The organism is Candidatus Merdisoma sp. JLR.KK006 (assembly GCF_036941035.1).
GTDB lineage: Bacteria > Bacillota > Clostridia > Lachnospirales > Lachnospiraceae > Laedolimicola.
Window position 1 is genome coordinate 21579 of record NZ_JAYMNS010000032.1, and the last position, 17067, is coordinate 38645.

18 protein-coding genes and 1 pseudogene are annotated in these 17067 nt (G+C 47.5%); 2 read left to right on the forward strand and 17 right to left on the reverse strand.

Annotation, left to right across the window (positions count from 1 at the left end; genetic code table 11):
• Window positions 1-54: 54 nt before the first annotated feature.
• Window positions 55-858, reverse strand: coding sequence for a zinc dependent phospholipase C family protein (locus tag VSQ61_RS18820; RefSeq protein WP_334345932.1), 804 nt, complete (start codon window positions 856-858; stop codon window positions 55-57).
• Between the two features lie 229 nt (window positions 859-1087).
• Between VSQ61_RS18820 and VSQ61_RS18825 the strand changes: the two genes are divergently transcribed.
• A complete protein-coding gene (locus tag VSQ61_RS18825; RefSeq protein WP_334345933.1) occupies window positions 1088-1333 on the forward strand; it encodes a chorion class high-cysteine HCB protein 13 in 246 nt (81 codons plus the stop codon).
• Between the two features lie 23 nt (window positions 1334-1356).
• Here the strand turns inward: VSQ61_RS18825 and VSQ61_RS18830 are convergent, their stop codons facing one another.
• A complete protein-coding gene (locus VSQ61_RS18830; protein WP_334345934.1) occupies window positions 1357-1518 on the reverse strand; it encodes a hypothetical protein in 162 nt (53 codons plus the stop codon).
• 173 nt (window positions 1519-1691) lie between these two features.
• Between VSQ61_RS18830 and VSQ61_RS18835 the strand changes: the two genes are divergently transcribed.
• Entirely contained in the window at window positions 1692-2105 is a 414-nt protein-coding gene (locus VSQ61_RS18835) for a hypothetical protein (RefSeq protein WP_334345935.1), read from the forward strand.
• A gap of 150 nt (window positions 2106-2255) precedes the next feature.
• Here the strand turns inward: VSQ61_RS18835 and VSQ61_RS18840 are convergent, their stop codons facing one another.
• From VSQ61_RS18840 to VSQ61_RS18910, 15 genes and pseudogenes are all read right to left on the reverse strand, one after another.
• Window positions 2256-3548, reverse strand: a complete 1293-nt coding sequence (locus tag VSQ61_RS18840) for a fused HPr family phosphocarrier protein/2-hydroxyacid dehydrogenase (RefSeq protein ID WP_334345936.1) — start codon at window positions 3546-3548, stop codon at window positions 2256-2258.
• A 178-nt stretch (window positions 3549-3726) separates the two neighbouring features.
• A pseudogene (locus VSQ61_RS18845) lies at window positions 3727-3978 on the reverse strand (PD-(D/E)XK nuclease domain-containing protein); the annotation flags it as partial.
• 101 nt (window positions 3979-4079) lie between these two features.
• Complete coding sequence (locus tag VSQ61_RS18850; RefSeq protein ID WP_334345937.1) at window positions 4080-5375, reverse strand: chloride channel protein; 1296 nt, start codon at window positions 5373-5375, stop codon at window positions 4080-4082.
• 154 nt (window positions 5376-5529) lie between these two features.
• The gene (locus VSQ61_RS18855) at window positions 5530-5895 is read right to left on the reverse strand and encodes a NusG domain II-containing protein (RefSeq protein WP_334345938.1); all 366 of its coding nucleotides are present in this window, start codon (window positions 5893-5895) and stop codon (window positions 5530-5532) included.
• Window positions 5896-5999: 104 nt separating this feature from the next.
• Entirely contained in the window at window positions 6000-6500 is a 501-nt protein-coding gene (locus VSQ61_RS18860) for a Gx transporter family protein (protein WP_334345939.1), read from the reverse strand.
• A 108-nt stretch (window positions 6501-6608) separates the two neighbouring features.
• Window positions 6609-7412 carry an RnfABCDGE type electron transport complex subunit B gene (locus VSQ61_RS18865; RefSeq protein ID WP_334345940.1) on the reverse strand — a complete coding sequence of 268 codons (804 nt, stop codon included), beginning with the start codon at window positions 7410-7412 and terminating at the stop codon, window positions 6609-6611.
• A 30-nt stretch (window positions 7413-7442) separates the two neighbouring features.
• Entirely contained in the window at window positions 7443-7604 is a 162-nt protein-coding gene (locus VSQ61_RS18870; RefSeq protein WP_334345941.1) for a hypothetical protein, read from the reverse strand.
• Between the two features lie 35 nt (window positions 7605-7639).
• Entirely contained in the window at window positions 7640-8239 is a 600-nt protein-coding gene (locus VSQ61_RS18875; protein ID WP_334345942.1) for an electron transport complex protein RnfA, read from the reverse strand.
• Between the two features lie 81 nt (window positions 8240-8320).
• A complete protein-coding gene (gene rsxE, locus VSQ61_RS18880; protein WP_334345943.1) occupies window positions 8321-9010 on the reverse strand; it encodes an electron transport complex subunit RsxE in 690 nt (229 codons plus the stop codon).
• A 152-nt stretch (window positions 9011-9162) separates the two neighbouring features.
• Entirely contained in the window at window positions 9163-9786 is a 624-nt protein-coding gene (locus tag VSQ61_RS18885; RefSeq protein ID WP_334345944.1) for an RnfABCDGE type electron transport complex subunit G, read from the reverse strand.
• Window positions 9779-10717: an RnfABCDGE type electron transport complex subunit D gene (locus tag VSQ61_RS18890; RefSeq protein WP_334345945.1), complete on the reverse strand. Its 939-nt coding sequence runs from the start codon at window positions 10715-10717 to the stop codon at window positions 9779-9781. The genes VSQ61_RS18885 and VSQ61_RS18890 overlap by 8 nt, the downstream gene beginning before the upstream one ends.
• Complete coding sequence (rsxC, locus tag VSQ61_RS18895; RefSeq protein ID WP_334345946.1) at window positions 10714-12117, reverse strand: electron transport complex subunit RsxC; 1404 nt, start codon at window positions 12115-12117, stop codon at window positions 10714-10716. Before rsxC ends, VSQ61_RS18890 begins: the two co-directional genes overlap by 4 nt.
• Before the next feature lie 240 nt (window positions 12118-12357).
• A complete protein-coding gene (gene leuS / locus VSQ61_RS18900; protein WP_334345947.1) occupies window positions 12358-14775 on the reverse strand; it encodes a leucine--tRNA ligase in 2418 nt (805 codons plus the stop codon).
• 235 nt (window positions 14776-15010) lie between these two features.
• On the reverse strand, window positions 15011-15391 hold the full coding sequence (locus VSQ61_RS18905) for a C-GCAxxG-C-C family protein (RefSeq protein ID WP_334345948.1): 381 nt from the start codon (window positions 15389-15391) through the stop codon (window positions 15011-15013).
• Window positions 15392-15623: 232 nt separating this feature from the next.
• Window positions 15624-17030, reverse strand: coding sequence for an oxaloacetate decarboxylase subunit alpha (locus VSQ61_RS18910; RefSeq protein WP_334345949.1), 1407 nt, complete (start codon window positions 17028-17030; stop codon window positions 15624-15626).
• Window positions 17031-17067: the final 37 nt, after the last annotated feature.

A 17067-nucleotide genomic window follows, 5' to 3' on the forward strand; every position in this document is an offset into this window, starting at 1 on the left:
CACGATTTGTCCGTAAATTATTCTGTACATTGATAAAACATTGCCGTTTCAAAACTACTCCAGTTCCAATTTCTCATAATCTCTTGCCAGCCGTTTGCTTAAAGGCTCCCCGGTGGCAATTCCGTAAACATATTCCTCAATTACCTCTACCGTGGGAGTCACCGCCTCATGAAGACGCTCCCGAAGATAAATTCGGCTCTTATCGCAGGCAGGATTCGGCACGCCGTCCATAATCAGTCCGCCAATCTGCCTGTCCTGACCTGCCACTCTGGACAGTCCACGCAAAAACAGCCGCTTTCCCATGGTAGAACACCGGAAAAACCGAATGCAGCGCCGGAAGCCCTGTATGGACTGATCGATCTGCCGTGCCGTCACTCCCTCGAACATAGAAGCAATCGCCTCTTCCGTATCATAATCCTGACACAGATGGGCCGTACAGTTCAAACGCACCGGATCTTTCCCGTCCTCCTCTATCAAAAAACGGTCAAAATCTGTTTCTATCGCCAAATGGCCAAGCTGATACCTCTCCATATAGCTATTGATGTAAGGATGGCACTCACTGTCCAGCATAAAGTGGCAAAGAAAACCGCAGAGATAAGACAACAGCACATTGCTTGGACGCTCCTGATACCTTTGTCTGCCCTTTTCAAAAAACTCAATGGCCGGCTCCTTGTGCATCCGCACTCCAAGCTGATTTACCCTATTCTTCCATACAGGGCGGTAATAAAATATCAGATCCGGCCCATGAAGCCCCAGCAGATAGGCCGCCTTATTTTCTTTTATAATGGTTCGTATTTCCTTTGGCAAAGCCTTATAGACCAGCTTGCCGAATTGATAATGTGCGTAGGTTGCAGGCATAAGTTTATTCCTATTACCATGATTTTCAGATCATCACAGCCCTTTCTTTTATCTTTATACTTTTTCTTGTTTTTATTCTCTCACAAACAAGGAGTTTGTACAAGTAAATATTCCCCGACCCATGATTTTTAAGAAACAAATATTTCATTTAGATTTTTCAAAAAAATTCACACTTTCCCCGCTTCCACATAGTATGGGATTGTAAATAATTATTTTTGGAGGATTTCTCATGAGTGATTTGACTGCTACAAACTGTGGATGTGGATGTAATGAAATGAGCAACGGCAACAGCTGCTGTTCCTGGATCTGGATCCTTCTGCTGCTCTCCTGCTGCGGCGGATGCGGCAACAACGGAAGCTTCTTCGGCGGCAACGGCGGATGCGGCGACAACAGCTGTCTGTGGATCATCCTGCTTCTGTTCTGCTGCGGCGGCAACGGCGGCTTCTGCGGCAACAACGGCGGATGCGGCTGCTAATCAGCCACCCGGAAAGGCCGGCTCTATGGAGCCGGCCTTTCCTTCACCCTGTCTTTTGCAAAAGTCCCGTCCTTTGTCTCTGTTTCCTTTACTCTGTCCGCAAGCATCTTTTCTTGCTCTTTTCGTTTCATGCACTCCTCATCAAGCTCGTAAATCGTCGTATCATCTATGATCAAACGTCCCATAAAAAACCTCCTATTTAAGCTCCGCAATATGTTTTCAGTACGCCCTTGCCCTAAATCAATTTCCAGCCCCTTGGGATTGTGCCTGTAAATCGATTTGCGCATCGGCTTCTCTTTTATGATATTCATATTTTTCATGAGAGTACATATATTAAAGAAAAGAGGGGGAAATCCATATGAATTTCACAGAAGACGGCTACAAGCTTCTTCACGATGTACAAAAAAAATGCAATGAATTAAATCAGAAAATTGATTCAATGATCCGGATTATGGAGATGCTGACTGCTTATATGCAGTATTCCAATATGATGTCCAACATGTCGGATTTTTCAGATATGCCCAATATGCAGGAGCAATGGGATGACACAGACAATCCGGAAGCATTTTCCCCGCCACCCATGCCGGAAGGGAGTGAAACCATGAATCCAAATGATTTTCAGAAAATAATGAACGCAGCCAAAAACTCCAATCAGCAGATGTCCCAGGATGAATTCAACCAGATTTTTGAAACGCTGAAGCAGGGAAAATCTCCGGAGGAAGTTGCCCGAATGGAGCAGATGGTACAGTTAGCGAAAAGCTTTATGAAATAAAAAATGTGTATAGGGATGGCGGTTAATAACAATTGGGAACCGTTTCATTCCCAATCAGAAACATCCCCGCCAGGAATTGATGCGTCTGCAGCGCTATATTTCCTGACGGGGATGCTTCTGTTGTATATCAGCAGTCTGTACATCTGCAAATCATGCTTTCACTTCTGCTCCGCCGTAATCATTCCCCTCATTAAAATTCCGGGCATTTTCCATCGTAACCACGGCAATGGCCTGCATAGCCTCCCTTGTAAAAAATGCCTGATGGCTGGTCAGCACCACCTGCGGGAACATCAGAAGCCTGGCTGTAATATCATCCGTAATCGCCTTGTCGCTGCGATCCGTATAAACATTCTCATCCTCACCCTCGTAGACATCCAGCGCCACCGCCTGAAACTTTCCTCTCTTCAATGCGGCAATCAGCGCTTCATTGTCAACCAGGGCGCCCCTCGCCGTATTCACCAGCATAGCCGTATCCTTCATCCATCCAATGCTCTCTTCATTGACAATGTGATGGGTAATGGGGAACAGCGGAGCATGGAGGGAAATCAAGTCCGCACGCCGGAACAGCTCCTCCTTATCCACATAGGTCAGAATGCCTTCCTTCACCAGTTCCTCATTGGGATAGGCATCCCAGCCCAGCACAGTCATCCCATAGCCCCTGCAGATCTTGGCCATGCATACGCCAATCTTGCCGGTACCTACAATTCCGGCCACCTTATTGTGCAAATCCAATCCCAAAAGACCGCTCAACGCAAAATTATTATCCTTTACCTTATTGTATGCCTTGTGAAGCCTGCGGTTTGCCTCCTGAACAATGGCCATGGCATGCTCAGCCACCGCAAAGGGCGAATAGGCCGGCACCCGAAGAATGGTTATGCCGCAGTCTCTCGCCGCTTCCAAATCCACATTGTTGAAGCCTGCGCACCGCAGCAAAATCAGCCGGATGCCGCACTCTTTCAGCCGCTCCACTACCGGACGGGAAACATTGTCATTGACAAATACGCAGACCGCATCATAGCCCTCAGCCAGATTTGCCGTCTCCGGACCCAAATTAGAAGTAAAATAGTGAATATCGGAATTATAGGTTCCCTCTCCCTTATCTCTGGTTAACTCGCTAAAAAAGATTCTGTCATAATCTTTCGTGCCGAAAAAAGCAATCCGCAGCAGATCCGCAGCCTTTTTCTCGTTAAATTCCCTGTCAATCACGCTGCGTACCGCTTTCCAGGCTTCTTCCTCATCCTCGCCGGTTACCTGTACATTCAAGGTATCTCCCACCCTTGCACGCAAAGCCAAAAGCTCAAGCACATTCCGTCCGTCAGCCGTTCTTCCATTGGCCGCCACTGTAACAATACTCTTAAAATTTACACAGCACTGAGCCAGCAGCGCACAGGGACGGGCATGTACCCCCATGGGATTGGTTACCGAATACATGATTTCTTTCATCGCTTTTTCTCTCCTTTCATTGCCCTGCACATGGTTTTTGTGCATAAAGAGATATACCCCAGGGCACCTTCTTAAAATATTATGAGGGCAGATATTTTGCCATTGACCATAGTATATCCAAAGTATCCGTTCAATCATTCACGAATTCACGATTCTTCAGGCACTTTCAGATATCTGTCTAAATTAATACTGTCACCTTACACTTCTTCCTTTGACATGCAATCCCATAGCGAAAAATCATCTCCATCCCATCCTCCACAAGCCTGTCTTCATATCCCTTTTCTTTGATCTGCTTTAAGGCTTCCTTACAGGCTCCTTCCATATCATCACTCTCTGAATATTTTATTTCAAGCACCATCCCGATGCTTTCATTTTCCGCTTCTACCAAAATATCACTAAATCCATCTCCGGATTCCGTGTTGGATATAACATCCCATTCTTCGCAATGGCTTAAAAGTCCAAGAAGATCCTTTTCCTCTCAACTTTCCTAAATTTATTGATAGAAATCCCCAAAATCAAAAAATCATTTTACTACTCTTTCGTATTCTGATTAATATATTCCATCTTTACCTTTGAATAAACAATCCGCTGACTGTGATACAAGCCGTAATAACCGGACTGCATATAGCTTACAGACAGGGACAAAAACAGGAACGGCGCCCCCTTAAATCCAAACATCTCCAATCCAATCAGCAGAGAGGAAATGGGACTGTTGGTCACACCGCAGAATACCGCTGTCATGCCGCAGGCTGCCGCCAGAGACGGGGAAATCTGCAAAATCTTTCCCATCAGGCAGCCAAAGGTAGCCCCAACGAAAAAGGTAGGAACAATCTCACCCCCCTTGAAGCCTCCGGCCAAGGTAATGGCTGTAAACAAAATCTTCAGCAAAAAAGCAGCCCACATCACATTCCCCTCCATGGTCTGCTCAATGATCTGCATACCGGAGCCCAAATAATCCGTAGTTCTCAATAGAAGTGTTAAGACAATAATCAGGCAGCCTGCCACAAACGTGCGCAGGAAAGGATTTGGCAGTTTTTTTTGAAATAAATGCTCTGTTTTATGTAAGACCACGCAAAAAAGTATACTGACTGCAGCACAGAGAAAGCCCAGAATTAAAATCTTTCCGCCGGTGATAAGGGTCAGTTCCGGAATCTCCCCAATGACAAAGTGCTCTTCCTCCATTCCAAATGACTTTGCTATAGCGCCTGCAATATAAGAAGACAGCACACAGGGAACCAGCGCCGCATAATGCATAATTCCTACACTGACAACCTCCATGGAAAAAACAGCCGCCGCCATGGGCGTTCCAAACAAAGCCGAAAATGCGGCGCTCATTCCGCACATAATTACCACTCGCTTGTCACTCTCATCAATCCGGAAGCATTTCCCAAGAAAATTTCCGATACTGCCTCCAAGCTGCAGCGCCGCACCCTCTCTTCCGGCAGAACCGCCAAAAAGATGGGTCAGAACCGTAGATACAAAAATCAGAGGAGCCGTCTTAATTGGAATTTCCTTTTCTGCATGAATCGCATCCAGCACACGATTGGTACTGCTCTTCTCCTGCTTACTCTCCCATTGATACATCCATACAATCAAAATACCCCCAAGGGGCAGGCCAAAGAGTATCCATGGATTGGCCGTTCGAAGCTCCGTCACAAAAGCCACGCTTTTTCCAAAAAAAGTTCCTGCCAGTCCCAGACAGCCTCCGGTGATCACGGAAAATAACAGCCACCTTATTAAAAGCACCATGCGGTTCCAGGTAGTATGATGAAACCATGTGGATGCCTCCGGCACATATTCTGACACCTTATCCTTCCAAATCTTCAAATGAATCATCTTCTTTCTTTTGTTTTGATTTGTATATCATATTCCCCGTTTACGGACATATTCATAATTGAAGGTTTGACTATAAACTCACACCTTCGTATACTGCTCCAAATATACCGGAACTAAAATTTTATTATTCTTTACAGAATGCAATCTACGATTTATTTACATTCATCCTCTGAGAAGCTTTCTCTATGGTTATAATCACCCGGTTAGGCATACAGACAATAGTTTCTCCCGTCTCGGAAATAGGGCTTTGATGCACACAGATTTTATCCGGACAGGATGCTTCCGTTACATCAGCCTCTCCATCCTTTAAAATCAGCCGATTCGTTCCGTTTTCCGTCTCAATCAGAAGCTCCCTGTCCTCTTTTACAGAAAATCGGGCATATTCCTGCTCTCCCACATAAACCACTACTTCCTCCGGCGATTCCCGGTTCCAAAGCCGATAGCCGCAAAAAAAGACGGCTGCAATTACCAGAAGTACTAGAATTAAAATACCATCCTGCTTTTTCAACATTTCCTCTGCCTTTCTTTTCCGTCTTTCTCACTCTTTTATGTAGTTCTTATGTTTTTCAATCGCTTTTCAAAACATTAAGAACGGCTTATTTTATACGCTCTGCTTTATACTCCCTGCCGCAAAAAAGGCCCAAGCCGCACTGTTACCAGACCGCCCAATAAACCTATCAATGTTCCCGCAGCTGTCCCGGCAACGAGTAAGGCCGGAAAATAGTACATCAGGCTTCCTGTCCGAACGACTGCAGCCGCTACGAAGAGCTGGCCCAGATTGTGGGCTGCTCCCCCAAGTATGCTGACACCGGTAATACTTAAGGATGTAAAACGCTTTGCCAGGGCCATACACAGAAAGCTTAAAAGACCTCCGCCCAGACTGTACAGCATAACGGACAGACTGGAAAATGTCAGTCCGGCAAGCAGAATCCGCACCATAGATATGACAAAAGCGCTCTTTACATCCAGGCAGTAAAAAGCCACAACAACAACCAGATTGGCAAGTCCAAGCTTAATTCCCGGTATAGTAAAAGAAAAAGGAATCAAAGTCTCCACATAGCTCAGCAGAAACGCCAGAGCCACTAGCATCCCGTAAACAGCTACTTTCTTTGACATTTGATTCCCTCTCTTCTTATTCTAAGTTCCGTAAGAGCCTATCCATGCACCTCTACCTAGATCAATTTCCAGCCACAGCAGCATGTGTCTGTAAATCGCTCCAAATCTTTATCTTCCCTCAATCCGGATCACTCCGGTTGGACATTTCTCCGCACAGGCTCCGCAGCCTACGCACTTCTCACTGTCAATCCGTGCCAGGTTGTTTTCTACAATCACCGCACCATAGTCGCAGGCTCTTTCACAGGCACGGCAGGCGATACAGCCTGCGTCACAGGCTTCTCTTACAGCCTTTCCCTTATCATTGGAGCTGCACCTTACCCTGTAGCGGGAACGGTAGGGAACCAGCTCAATCAGACTGTTGGGACAAGCTGCTATACATTTCCCACAGGCTTTACAGGCACCCGGATCTACTCTTGCAATGCCGTTTTCCAGATGGATGGCATCAAAAGGACAGACCTTTACACAGGTTCCGTAGCCCAGGCAGCCATAGGTACATTTCTTAGAGGTTCTTCCCGGAACAATCACTGCCATCCGGCAGTCCTCCACACCATAGTAATGGCTCTTTTCCCGTGTCTTATCACAGGTTCCCGCACATTTCACATAAGCCACCTTACGCACATTGCTTCCTGCGTCCACTCCCATGATCTTTGCAATAGCTTTCCCAACCCGGCTTCCGCCTACCGGACAGGAGGATACATCGGCTTCCCCGGAAGCAATGGCCGCAGCCAGGGCGTCACAGCCCGCATAACCACAGCCGCCGCAGTTATTGCCCGGCAAGAGACCTCGCACTTTCTCTTCCCTTTCATCCTTTTTCACATGAAATACACAAGACGCTCCCACAAGCAAACAGCCTACAAGCAATCCCGCAATTCCAATAACCAGGGCCGCAGATACTACTCCCATTATGTCCATAATTTCCTCCAATCCAGTTCCCTGGCACCCCTAACAGTACCATTTTCCATAACAATTTCCGGCCCCAAAGCCAAATGTCCAAAAATCTTTCCGACGCTGCAGAAGCGCCGCCGTTTCCAGTTCCCATTCCCCGGTCAGTACATGGGTATGCAGATAAATTTCCGGCTTCAGAAGTATACGCCCGAAAGCCATCTGTGCGCCTGAACTGTCCCGGCAATATGTTTTTTTTAAATCAACCCGGAAAAACCAAAAAAGGCAATTGCCATCAGGCACGCCGTAAGAAGCACAATAGGCGCTCCCTGAAAAGGCTTTGGAATATCATTATAGGCAATCCGCTCCCGGATTCCCGCCATAATTACAATGGCAATGGTAAATCCCAGGGCTGTGCCAAAGCCGTTCACCACGCTGACCAGCAAAGCGTTCCAGCCCATCTGAGCAAAAACATACTCTTTCTGTACGTTCTGAAGCACCACGCCAAGTACCGCACAGTTGGTGGTGATCAGCGGCAGGTAGACACCAAGAGCCTGATATAGTCCCGGGCTTGTCTTTTTCAAAAACATCTCCACAAGCTGCACCAGAGCCGCAATTACCAGAATAAACACAATTGTCTGTAAGTATTCCAAATGAAATCTCACCAGAATAAAATCATAAATCAAGCTTGCCACTGCCGAGGAAATGGTAATAACAAAGATAACCGCAGCCCCCATGCTGGCCGCCGTCTTCACCTGCTTGGACACACCCAGAAAAGGGCAAAGGCCAAAAAACTGGCTCAAAACCACATTATTGACTAAGGCTGCGCCTACTAAGATCAGCATCAATTCTTTCATTGCAATTTTCTCCTAATTAAAGTTACGTGGAATCCCTGCAGTACTTCCTTATACTGGATTCTGCTGTTTCCGGTTCCGCAATTATCTTCTCTTTGCTTTATCACAGGTCTCCATTTTCCCACAGGTTCCGCAGGCTCTGTCACAGCCCTCTACCTTTTTCCGGCCATTGTTCTCTATGTTCATGGCATTTAAAAAAGCAATGATAAGGGCCAGAACCAGAAAAGCTCCGGGAGCCAGAACAAAAATGGACACCGGTTCATAGATTTCCGGCAGGCTGTAAGCAAAAGGCGTTCCCGAAAAAACGGTTCCTGCCCCAATCAGTTCCCGGAAAAATCCCATGCAGGCCAGCGCAATGGAAAAGCCAAGCCCCATGCCGATTCCGTCAAAAGTCGCCAACACAGGGGGATTCTTAGAAGCATAAGCCTCTGCCCTGCCTAGAATAATACAGTTTACCACAATCAACGGAATATAGATTCCAAGGGCATCATAAAGAGTTGGAATATATGCCTGAATCAAAAGCTGCACAACCGTCACCAAGGATGCCACAATCACAATGTACGCCGGAATCCGCACTCTATCCGGAATCACATTCCGCAATATTGAAATAATCAGGTTGGAGACCACTAAAACCGCCATGGTGGAAAGTCCCATGCCCAGTCCGTTAAAAGCGGATGTGGTCACTGCCAATGTGGGACACATGCCAAGCATCAAGATAAAAGTGGGATTTTCTTTTACAATCCCGTTATATAATCGCTCCAGACAACCGTTCATACCAATCTCCTATTTTTAGTACCGCAGCATTTGAACAATACACCCTCATCTAGAAGAATTTCCGGCTGCAAAAGCATGCATCCATAAATTCTTCTGTGCATTGTTCAAATACTGCTGTTTCCAGTTCCGTAACATCTCTAACAGCACCCAAACTACTGCCTAAACGCCGATTCCCTTGCAAAATAAAGGGCTCCGTTCACTGCATTTGTCACCGCATTGGAGGTTCTTGTAGCGCCGCTTAAGGCATCCACCTGATACTCCTCCACAGCCCCATCCTTGGTCAGCTCAAAGCTTTCCACTGCCTTATTCTGAAACTGTTCCTTGAAAGCAGGCTCCGCAGCTTTCATGCCAAGTCCGGCCGTTTCATTCATTTCCAGAAAATCAATGCCCGAAATCACTTTCTGACCGCCATCCTCCCGGACGCCCACAGCCAGCTTAATCGCTCCGCCATAACCATCCTTGGAGGTTGCCTCCACAATCACCCCCGCAAAGTTCCCGGATTCATTGTAGCCATAAACAGCTTTATCAATCGTTACCTGCTCCAGTGATAAGCCGCTCTGCCTTAACAGGCTCTCAGACACAGCTACCTTACCCGAAAGTCCCTCATCCATCCGGAATTCCTGAGCTTCCGGCAATACGGCCTGATATGCCTTTGCATTGGCTTCAATCTGACGCTGTTCAATCGGTTCCTTTGTCAGCTCATACACGCCGCCCAGGAGAATTCCCGCAATCAGGGTAATCAATGTCAGCGTCAGAGCATCCTTTATCTTATCCATCCTTTTGTCCCTCCCATCCAAATGCCTTGGGTATGGTATTTTTCTCAATCAATGGCACCAGTAAATTAGCCGTAACAAGCGCATAGGACACGCCTCCTGCCGAAGCCCCCCACAAACGGAAGATTCCGGTTAAAATGCCTAAAAATACGGCGTAAACAAATCGTCCCTTTTCCGTAATGGGACTCGTAGTATAATCCGTGGCCATAAACCAGGCACCAATCATCAATCCGCCTCCGCAAAGCTGTGCCGCCAGATAAGATGAGTCTAACCCATGTCCCCCAAAAACAGCCATAAACAGTGCAAAGCTCACAAGATACATGACCGGAATCACCCAGTCGATGACTCCCTTTATCAAAAGGTAAATACCTCCTGCCAATAAAGCAAGGGTTGATATCTCGCCAATGGATCCCGTTGTAAATCCCGTAAACATGGCTGGCAGATCGACCGTTCCCCCACTTTTCAGCGCTTCCAGAGGGGTTGCCCCAGAGATCCCGTCCATTCCGGAATATTGATTCATCTGATCCGCAAAGGAAATCAGCAGAAAGCACCGGGCTGCCATAGCCGGATTCACAACATTCTGCCCGATTCCTCCAAAAAGCTGCTTCACCACAAGAATAGCAAAGATACTGCCAAGCATGGGAATCCACAAGGGAACCAGAGGGGGAAGATTCATTCCCAAAAGAAGCCCTGTCACCAGTGCGCTTCCATCCCAAAGGGTATTTTCCTTTTCTACCAATGCCTCATAGGTGTACTCCGTAAGCAATGCAAAGCCTACGGCCACCAGGAGAACACAGAGGGCATAAGCTCCAAATCGATATACACCAAAGGCTGCGGCCGGCAAAAGGGCCAGAGCCACGTCAAACATCAAATTTTGTGCGCCGGTCCAGTCTCTTACATGAGGCGATGACGACACATTCCACAATTCTCTCATCCTGTCTCACCTGCCTCTTTTCCTGCTTTTACATAGGTCCTTTTTCCAAGCTCTGACACCATTGGACCGGATCGCCTTTTCTCATTTGACACCATCATCCTGGCCTGCTTAAAGCTCTGAGTCAGGGAAAGCCTTGCCGGACACACATAGGTGCAGGAACCGCACTCATAGCATTCCATGCCGTTAAGCTTTTGGAACAGCTCTATATTGTAATGCTTACAGGCCTCCCACATTTTCTGAGGAACCAGCCTGCAGGGACAGGCTTTTACACAACGGCCGCAGCGAATGCAACTTCCCGGCTTCACCTCTGCCACGGCGTCATGCTGAAAAGCAAGGAGGGCTGATGAGGTCTTTGTCACCGGAACATCGGAAACTGTCAGGGCCATTCCCATCATGGGACCTCCTGCAATTACCTTTTCCGGCCCGCAGGTAAATCCTCCTGCGGCTTCTATCAGCTCCGTATAATTTGTACCAATTTTTACACGAAAATTCTGGGGATTTGCAATGGCATCCCCGGTAACGGTTATAACCCGGCTCATAAGAGGCATGCTTTCACAGACTGCCATTCCCACTGCATGGACAGTAGCCGCATTGCATACAATGCACCCTGCAGCGGCCGGAAGCTTTTTGGAGTGAATCTTTCTGCCTGTAACAGCAAAAATCAGGTTCCGTTCGGCTCCCTGAGGATATTTGGCCTTTAGGACACATACTTCTATGGAAGTCTTTCCGGAGCCATTTTCCCCGATTGCCTCTCTCATCCTCTTTACGGCCTCCGGCTTGTCCTCCTCAATGGCAACAATTCCTTTTGCTTTCCCGAAGAGCCTTAGGATCACCCGAAGTCCCCCAAGGATGCGTTCCGGTTCTTCTAACATCAGTCGGTAATCACCTGTCAGATAGGGTTCGCACTCCACACCGTTTACAATTACATAGCCAACGGAGTCATCATCCTTTGGCGTCAGCTTTATATGGGTAGGAAAACCTGCGCCGCCCAGGCCAACAATTCCGGCATTTTTCACTGCGGCACGGATTTCCTCTTTTGTCATTTCTTCCGGATCCCGGGTCTTGCCCATACCCGGAACCGGACGGTATTCTCTGTCGTTTTCTACTATCACCGCCTGGGAAATCACGCCGGTTGCCAGCATTCTTCTTTCAATAGTCCGAACACGCCCTGATACGGAGCTTATCACATTGGCCGATACAGCGCCGGAAGCTTCCCCCAGCACCTGTCCTGCCAGTACTTCATCACCCGGAGCAACAACTGCCTTTGCAGGGGTCCCTATATGCTGTGCCAGAGGGTATACAAGCTCCCCTTTTGGCAGATATTCCAAAACGGCTTTCTCTTTGGTTATGTCCTTTCCGGGGAAAGGATGCACCCCTCCCTGAAAGCTTCCATAACCCATATATCATTCTCCTATTCCAGTTCCGCAGCATCCCTTCCAGTACACAAATAGTCTAGATGTATTTCCGGCTGCAAAAGCATGCATCCGTAAATCCATCTGGCACTGTCGTGATACTGCTGATTCCAGTTCCGCAGCATCCATCCAGTACCCCTGTTATAGAAGAATTTCCATCCGTTAAAAGCCGTCCGTAAATTCTTCTGGCACTGTCTGGGAGCTGCTGTTAAAAGAACCATAGTTCTTTTATGGTTTCACCACAATATTAATAATTCTTCCCGGAACGTAGATTTCTTTGACGATGGTTCCTCCCAGACGATCCGCCACCACTGCTTTTCCGGCTGCTATCGCTTCTTCTTTGGTAGCAGTAGTGGAAACTGTGACGGTTCCTCTCGTCTTGCCGTTCACCTGAACGGCAATCTCGATCTCGTCATCTTTCATGGCTTCCTCATCGGCAGAGGGCCATCCATGGGCAAATACGCTGTCCTTATGTCCCATCTCTTCCCAGAGCTCCTCCGCAATGTGGGGCGCAAAGGGTGCTAAGAGGGTAATGGCTGCCTCCAGGGTCTCTCTGTCAATGCCGTCCTCTTTCCGGGCAAGATCTATCATTTTGTTATTATACTCCATAAATCCGGAAATAACCGTATTTAAGCTAAAACTATCAAGACGTGTGCTGATATCGTACACCATCTTGTGGCGAAGCTTCACGCTTTCCGGCGTTGCTTTCGCATTTTTATCCTTATTATCCAGAACAAGATTCCAGAAGCGCTTCAGGAAACGGGAAACGCCGTCGATTCCCCGGTCGTCCCACTCCGCATCCAGCTCCGGCGGTCCTACAAAAAGCTCATACATACGCAGAGCGTCGCAGCCGTAGTCACGGATCAGATCGTCGGGAGATACTACATTTCCTTTGGACTTGCTCATTTTAATGCCGTTCTTTCCGGTGATCATGCCCTGGTTGAACAGCTTGGTAAAGGGCTCGTCAAAATCTACCACACCGATATCATGAAGAAACTTGGTGTAGAAACGGGAATACAAAAGATGAAGCACCGCATGCTCCACGCCGCCGATGTACATGTCTACGGGCAGATATTTGTCTGCTTTCTCCTTGCTTACCAGCTCTTCACTGTTGTGATTGTCCACATAGCGCAGGAAATACCAGGATGAGCCTGCCCACTGGGGCATGGTGTTGGTCTCACGCTTGGCAGGCGCGCCGCAGACGGGACAGGTAGTGTTCACCCACTCATCAATGGCCGCCAGAGGTGATTCTCCGGTACCTGTAGGCTGATAGCTCTCCACATCCGGCAATGTAAGGGGAAGCTGATCCTCGGGAACGGGAACATTGCCGCAATGAGGACAATGAATAATGGGAATCGGCTCGCCCCAGTAACGCTGACGGGAAAATACCCAGTCACGAAGCTTGTAATTAACAGTCTTTCTTCCCACGCCCATCTTCTCTACAATCAGCGGCGCTTCCTGCTTTAAGACTGAGGATTCCATGCCGTTCCAGTCACCGGAATTGATCATCTTACCGCTGGCGGCTGTGTAGGCTTCGGTCATATTTTCAATCTCTTCCCCATCTTTGGCAATTACCTGGATAATGGGAATATGGAATTTTTTGGCAAATTCAAAATCACGGTCGTCATGGGCAGGCACGCACATGATGGCTCCCGTACCATAATCAGCCAGTACATAATCGGACAGCCAGATGGGAAGCTTAGCGCCGTTCATGGGATTGACTGCATAGCTTCCGGTAAATACGCCCGTCTTTTCTTTGTCCTGAACACGATCCACATTGGAACGCATAGAGGAACGGAAAATGTACTCCTCCACAGCCTTTCTTGTCTCGTCTGTTGCCAGCTCCTTTGCAAGAGCATGCTCCGGAGCCAGTACCATAAAGGTTGCGCCGTAAAGGGTATCAGGGCGGGTGGTGTAGACCGTAATCTTCTCATCCCGTCCGTCTACGGGGAATTCCACTTCCGCACCGTAGGATTTCCCGATCCAGTCTGTCTGCATCTTCTTAACCTTTTCCGGCCAGTCCAGCTTATCCAGGTCATTTAAGAGGCGCTCCGCATAGGCAGTGATTTTCAGCATCCACTGGCGCAAGTTCTTTTTGGTTACGGTGGTTCCGCAGCGCTCGCAGACACCGTTTACCACTTCTTCGTTTGCAAGGCCGGTCTTACAGGAGGGACACCAGTTGATGGGGAATTCCTTTTCGTAAGCCAATCCCTCTTTGAACATTTTTACAAAAATCCACTGGGTCCATTTGTAGAATCCGGGATCTGTGGTGTTTACTTCCATATCCCAGTCATAAAGGGCTGCGATATCGTTGATCTGCTTTTTGATATTTGCTACGTTCTCGGCTGTGGATTTGGCAGGATGAACGCCCATTTTGATGGCATAGTTTTCTGCAGGGAGACCGAAAGCGTCCCAGCCCATGGGATGGATGATGTAATGGCCCTGCATGAGCTTATAGCGGCTCCACACGTCGCTGATGACGTATCCTCTCCAGTGTCCTACATGAAGTCCGTTTCCTGATGGATAAGGAAACATGTCCAGACAATAATATTTTGGCTTCTTTCCGTCATTCACATTCACCGGATGCTCTTCCCAGTGCTTGCGCCATTTTTCTTCTACTGCTCGATGATTGTAAGGTACTGCCATTGTTTTTACACTCCTCTTTTTCTTTTTGGCTCAAGTTAAACGCTCTATATAATGAGCCTGATTTCACTAAATTTTATCATAAACACAGAGGGGCAATTTGTCAAGCAAATTGCCCCCTTGATGAATTACTTTCATGCGTAATTGCCACATTCGGGTAATGAACCCTTACATATAATCAATCAATAAAATGCTCTTTCAGAAATAGTAATTTTTATGTGCTCTTTGACTTTTGATATTAAAGCTGTTGCAACATCTGATCCAGGATTTCGGAAGCGTCTTCCACACACCCCCTGCAGGTACGCAGACGAGGTTTTCCCTTCTCGCCTCGAAGCTCCCGGCAGATTACGGTTGTATTCTTTTCCTGGAAACGTTTCTCCAGATCTCCAATAAGCGTCTCTTCGTCAAGCCCCTGCTCCTTTGCTTTTGCCGAAAGAACCAGCTCCGCTGCCATCACCGCACCGCACTTTACCTTTGCGCCGCCGGAATAAGGGGCCGCCTTCTGCTTTGCCTGTTCCTCTGTCTCACCCACCAGATCGCAAAATGCGCAGTATACTGCCTGTGAGCAGCTATACCTGTCAGCATGTCTCTTTTTTGCCGCTTCAACTCTTGATTCCATAATATAAACGCTCCTACATTTTTCTTTAACTTTCTTTTGCCTGAACTCTCTCTTATTTTACCAGTTTTCTTCACAAATGTTCTCTCTTACTTCTCATCTGTTTCCAAAATCAGTTGAATTCTAACAAAAGTTTAATAACTAATATAATGTGTTTCCAATACGGAAAAAGCTGTCATAAAGCTATGAGACTTCACTTTATGACAGCTGCTTTTCTAATTTTTAATAAATCTGCTTATACAGGATATGCGCCGTTCTTGGTATCTGCTACGGTTGCATCCATCTTAGTCTTCTGTGCTTCTCTGTATTTAAAGAAGTCTGTTGCTACCTGCGGGAATAATGCATAGGACAATACATCCTCATCCTGCTCCTTGTACTGAGCCATCTCTGCCTCCAGAGTCTCTAACTCGTTGGGAACCAGATCCGCCGGACGGCAGGTAATTACTTCTGCATCGCCGATACACTTCTTCTGTACCTCGGGATTGAAAGGCTTTACAGTCTTTCCGTACTTGCCGGAAAGAACGTCCTTGGTTTCCTTGGTTACCATCTTGTAGCGCTCGCCTGCTACCACGTTCATAACGGCCTGGCTTCCTACGATCTGTGAGGACGGTGTTACCAGCGGACACTCACCGAAGTCCTTACGTACACGGGGTACCTCTTCCAGAACCTCATAGTACTTGTCTTCCGCACCCAGATCCTTTAACTGAGAGGTCAGGTTGGACAACATACCGCCCGGTACCTGATACAGCAGGGTCTTGATGTTAACGCCCAGGTTCTTGGGATTCAGGAGGCCGCTTTCCAGACACTCGTCACGGTAGGGACGGAAGTAGTCTGCGATTTCAGCCAACAGGTTCTGATCATAGCCGGTGTCATAAGGTGTTCCCTTAAAGGTCTCTACCATAACCTCTGTTGCAGGCTGAGAGGTTCCCAGTGCAAAGGGTGACATTGCACAGTCGATAACATCTACGCCTGCTTCTACGGCCTTCAGATAAGTCATAGAAGCTACACCGGAGGTATAGTGGGTATGAAGCTGAATCGGAATCTTCACAGCACTCTTTAACGCTGTTACCAGCTCCGTTGCCTTATAGGGCAGCAGGAGGCCTGCCATATCCTTGATACAGATGGAATCCGCACCCATGCTCTCAATCTCTTTTGCAATGTTAGTCCAGTACTCCAGGGTGTAAGCATCGCCCAAGGTATAGGAAAGCGCGATCTGTGCATGACCTTTCTCTTTGTTGGAAGCTTTTACGGCTGTTTCCAGGTTTCTAAGATCGTTTAAACAATCAAAGATACGGATGATATCGATACCATTTGCAATGGACTTCTGTACAAAGTACTCTACTACGTCGTCGCCGTAGGGACGGTAGCCCAGGATGTTCTGACCGCGGAACAGCATCTGAAGCGGAGTTTTCTTTGCTTTTTCTTTGATCTTTCTCAGGCGCTCCCAAGGATCTTCATGAAGAAAACGCAAAGAAGCATCAAAGGTTGCTCCTCCCCAGCACTCCAGAGAATGGTAGCCTACCTGATCAAGCTTCTCCACAATGGGAAGCATCTGCTCTGTACTCATACGTGTGGCAATCAGGGACTGATGAGCATCACGCAATATCGTTTCGGTAATTTTTACCGGTTTAGTCTGTGACATTCTATAACCTCCTATTTATAGTTCCGTAACACCTCTA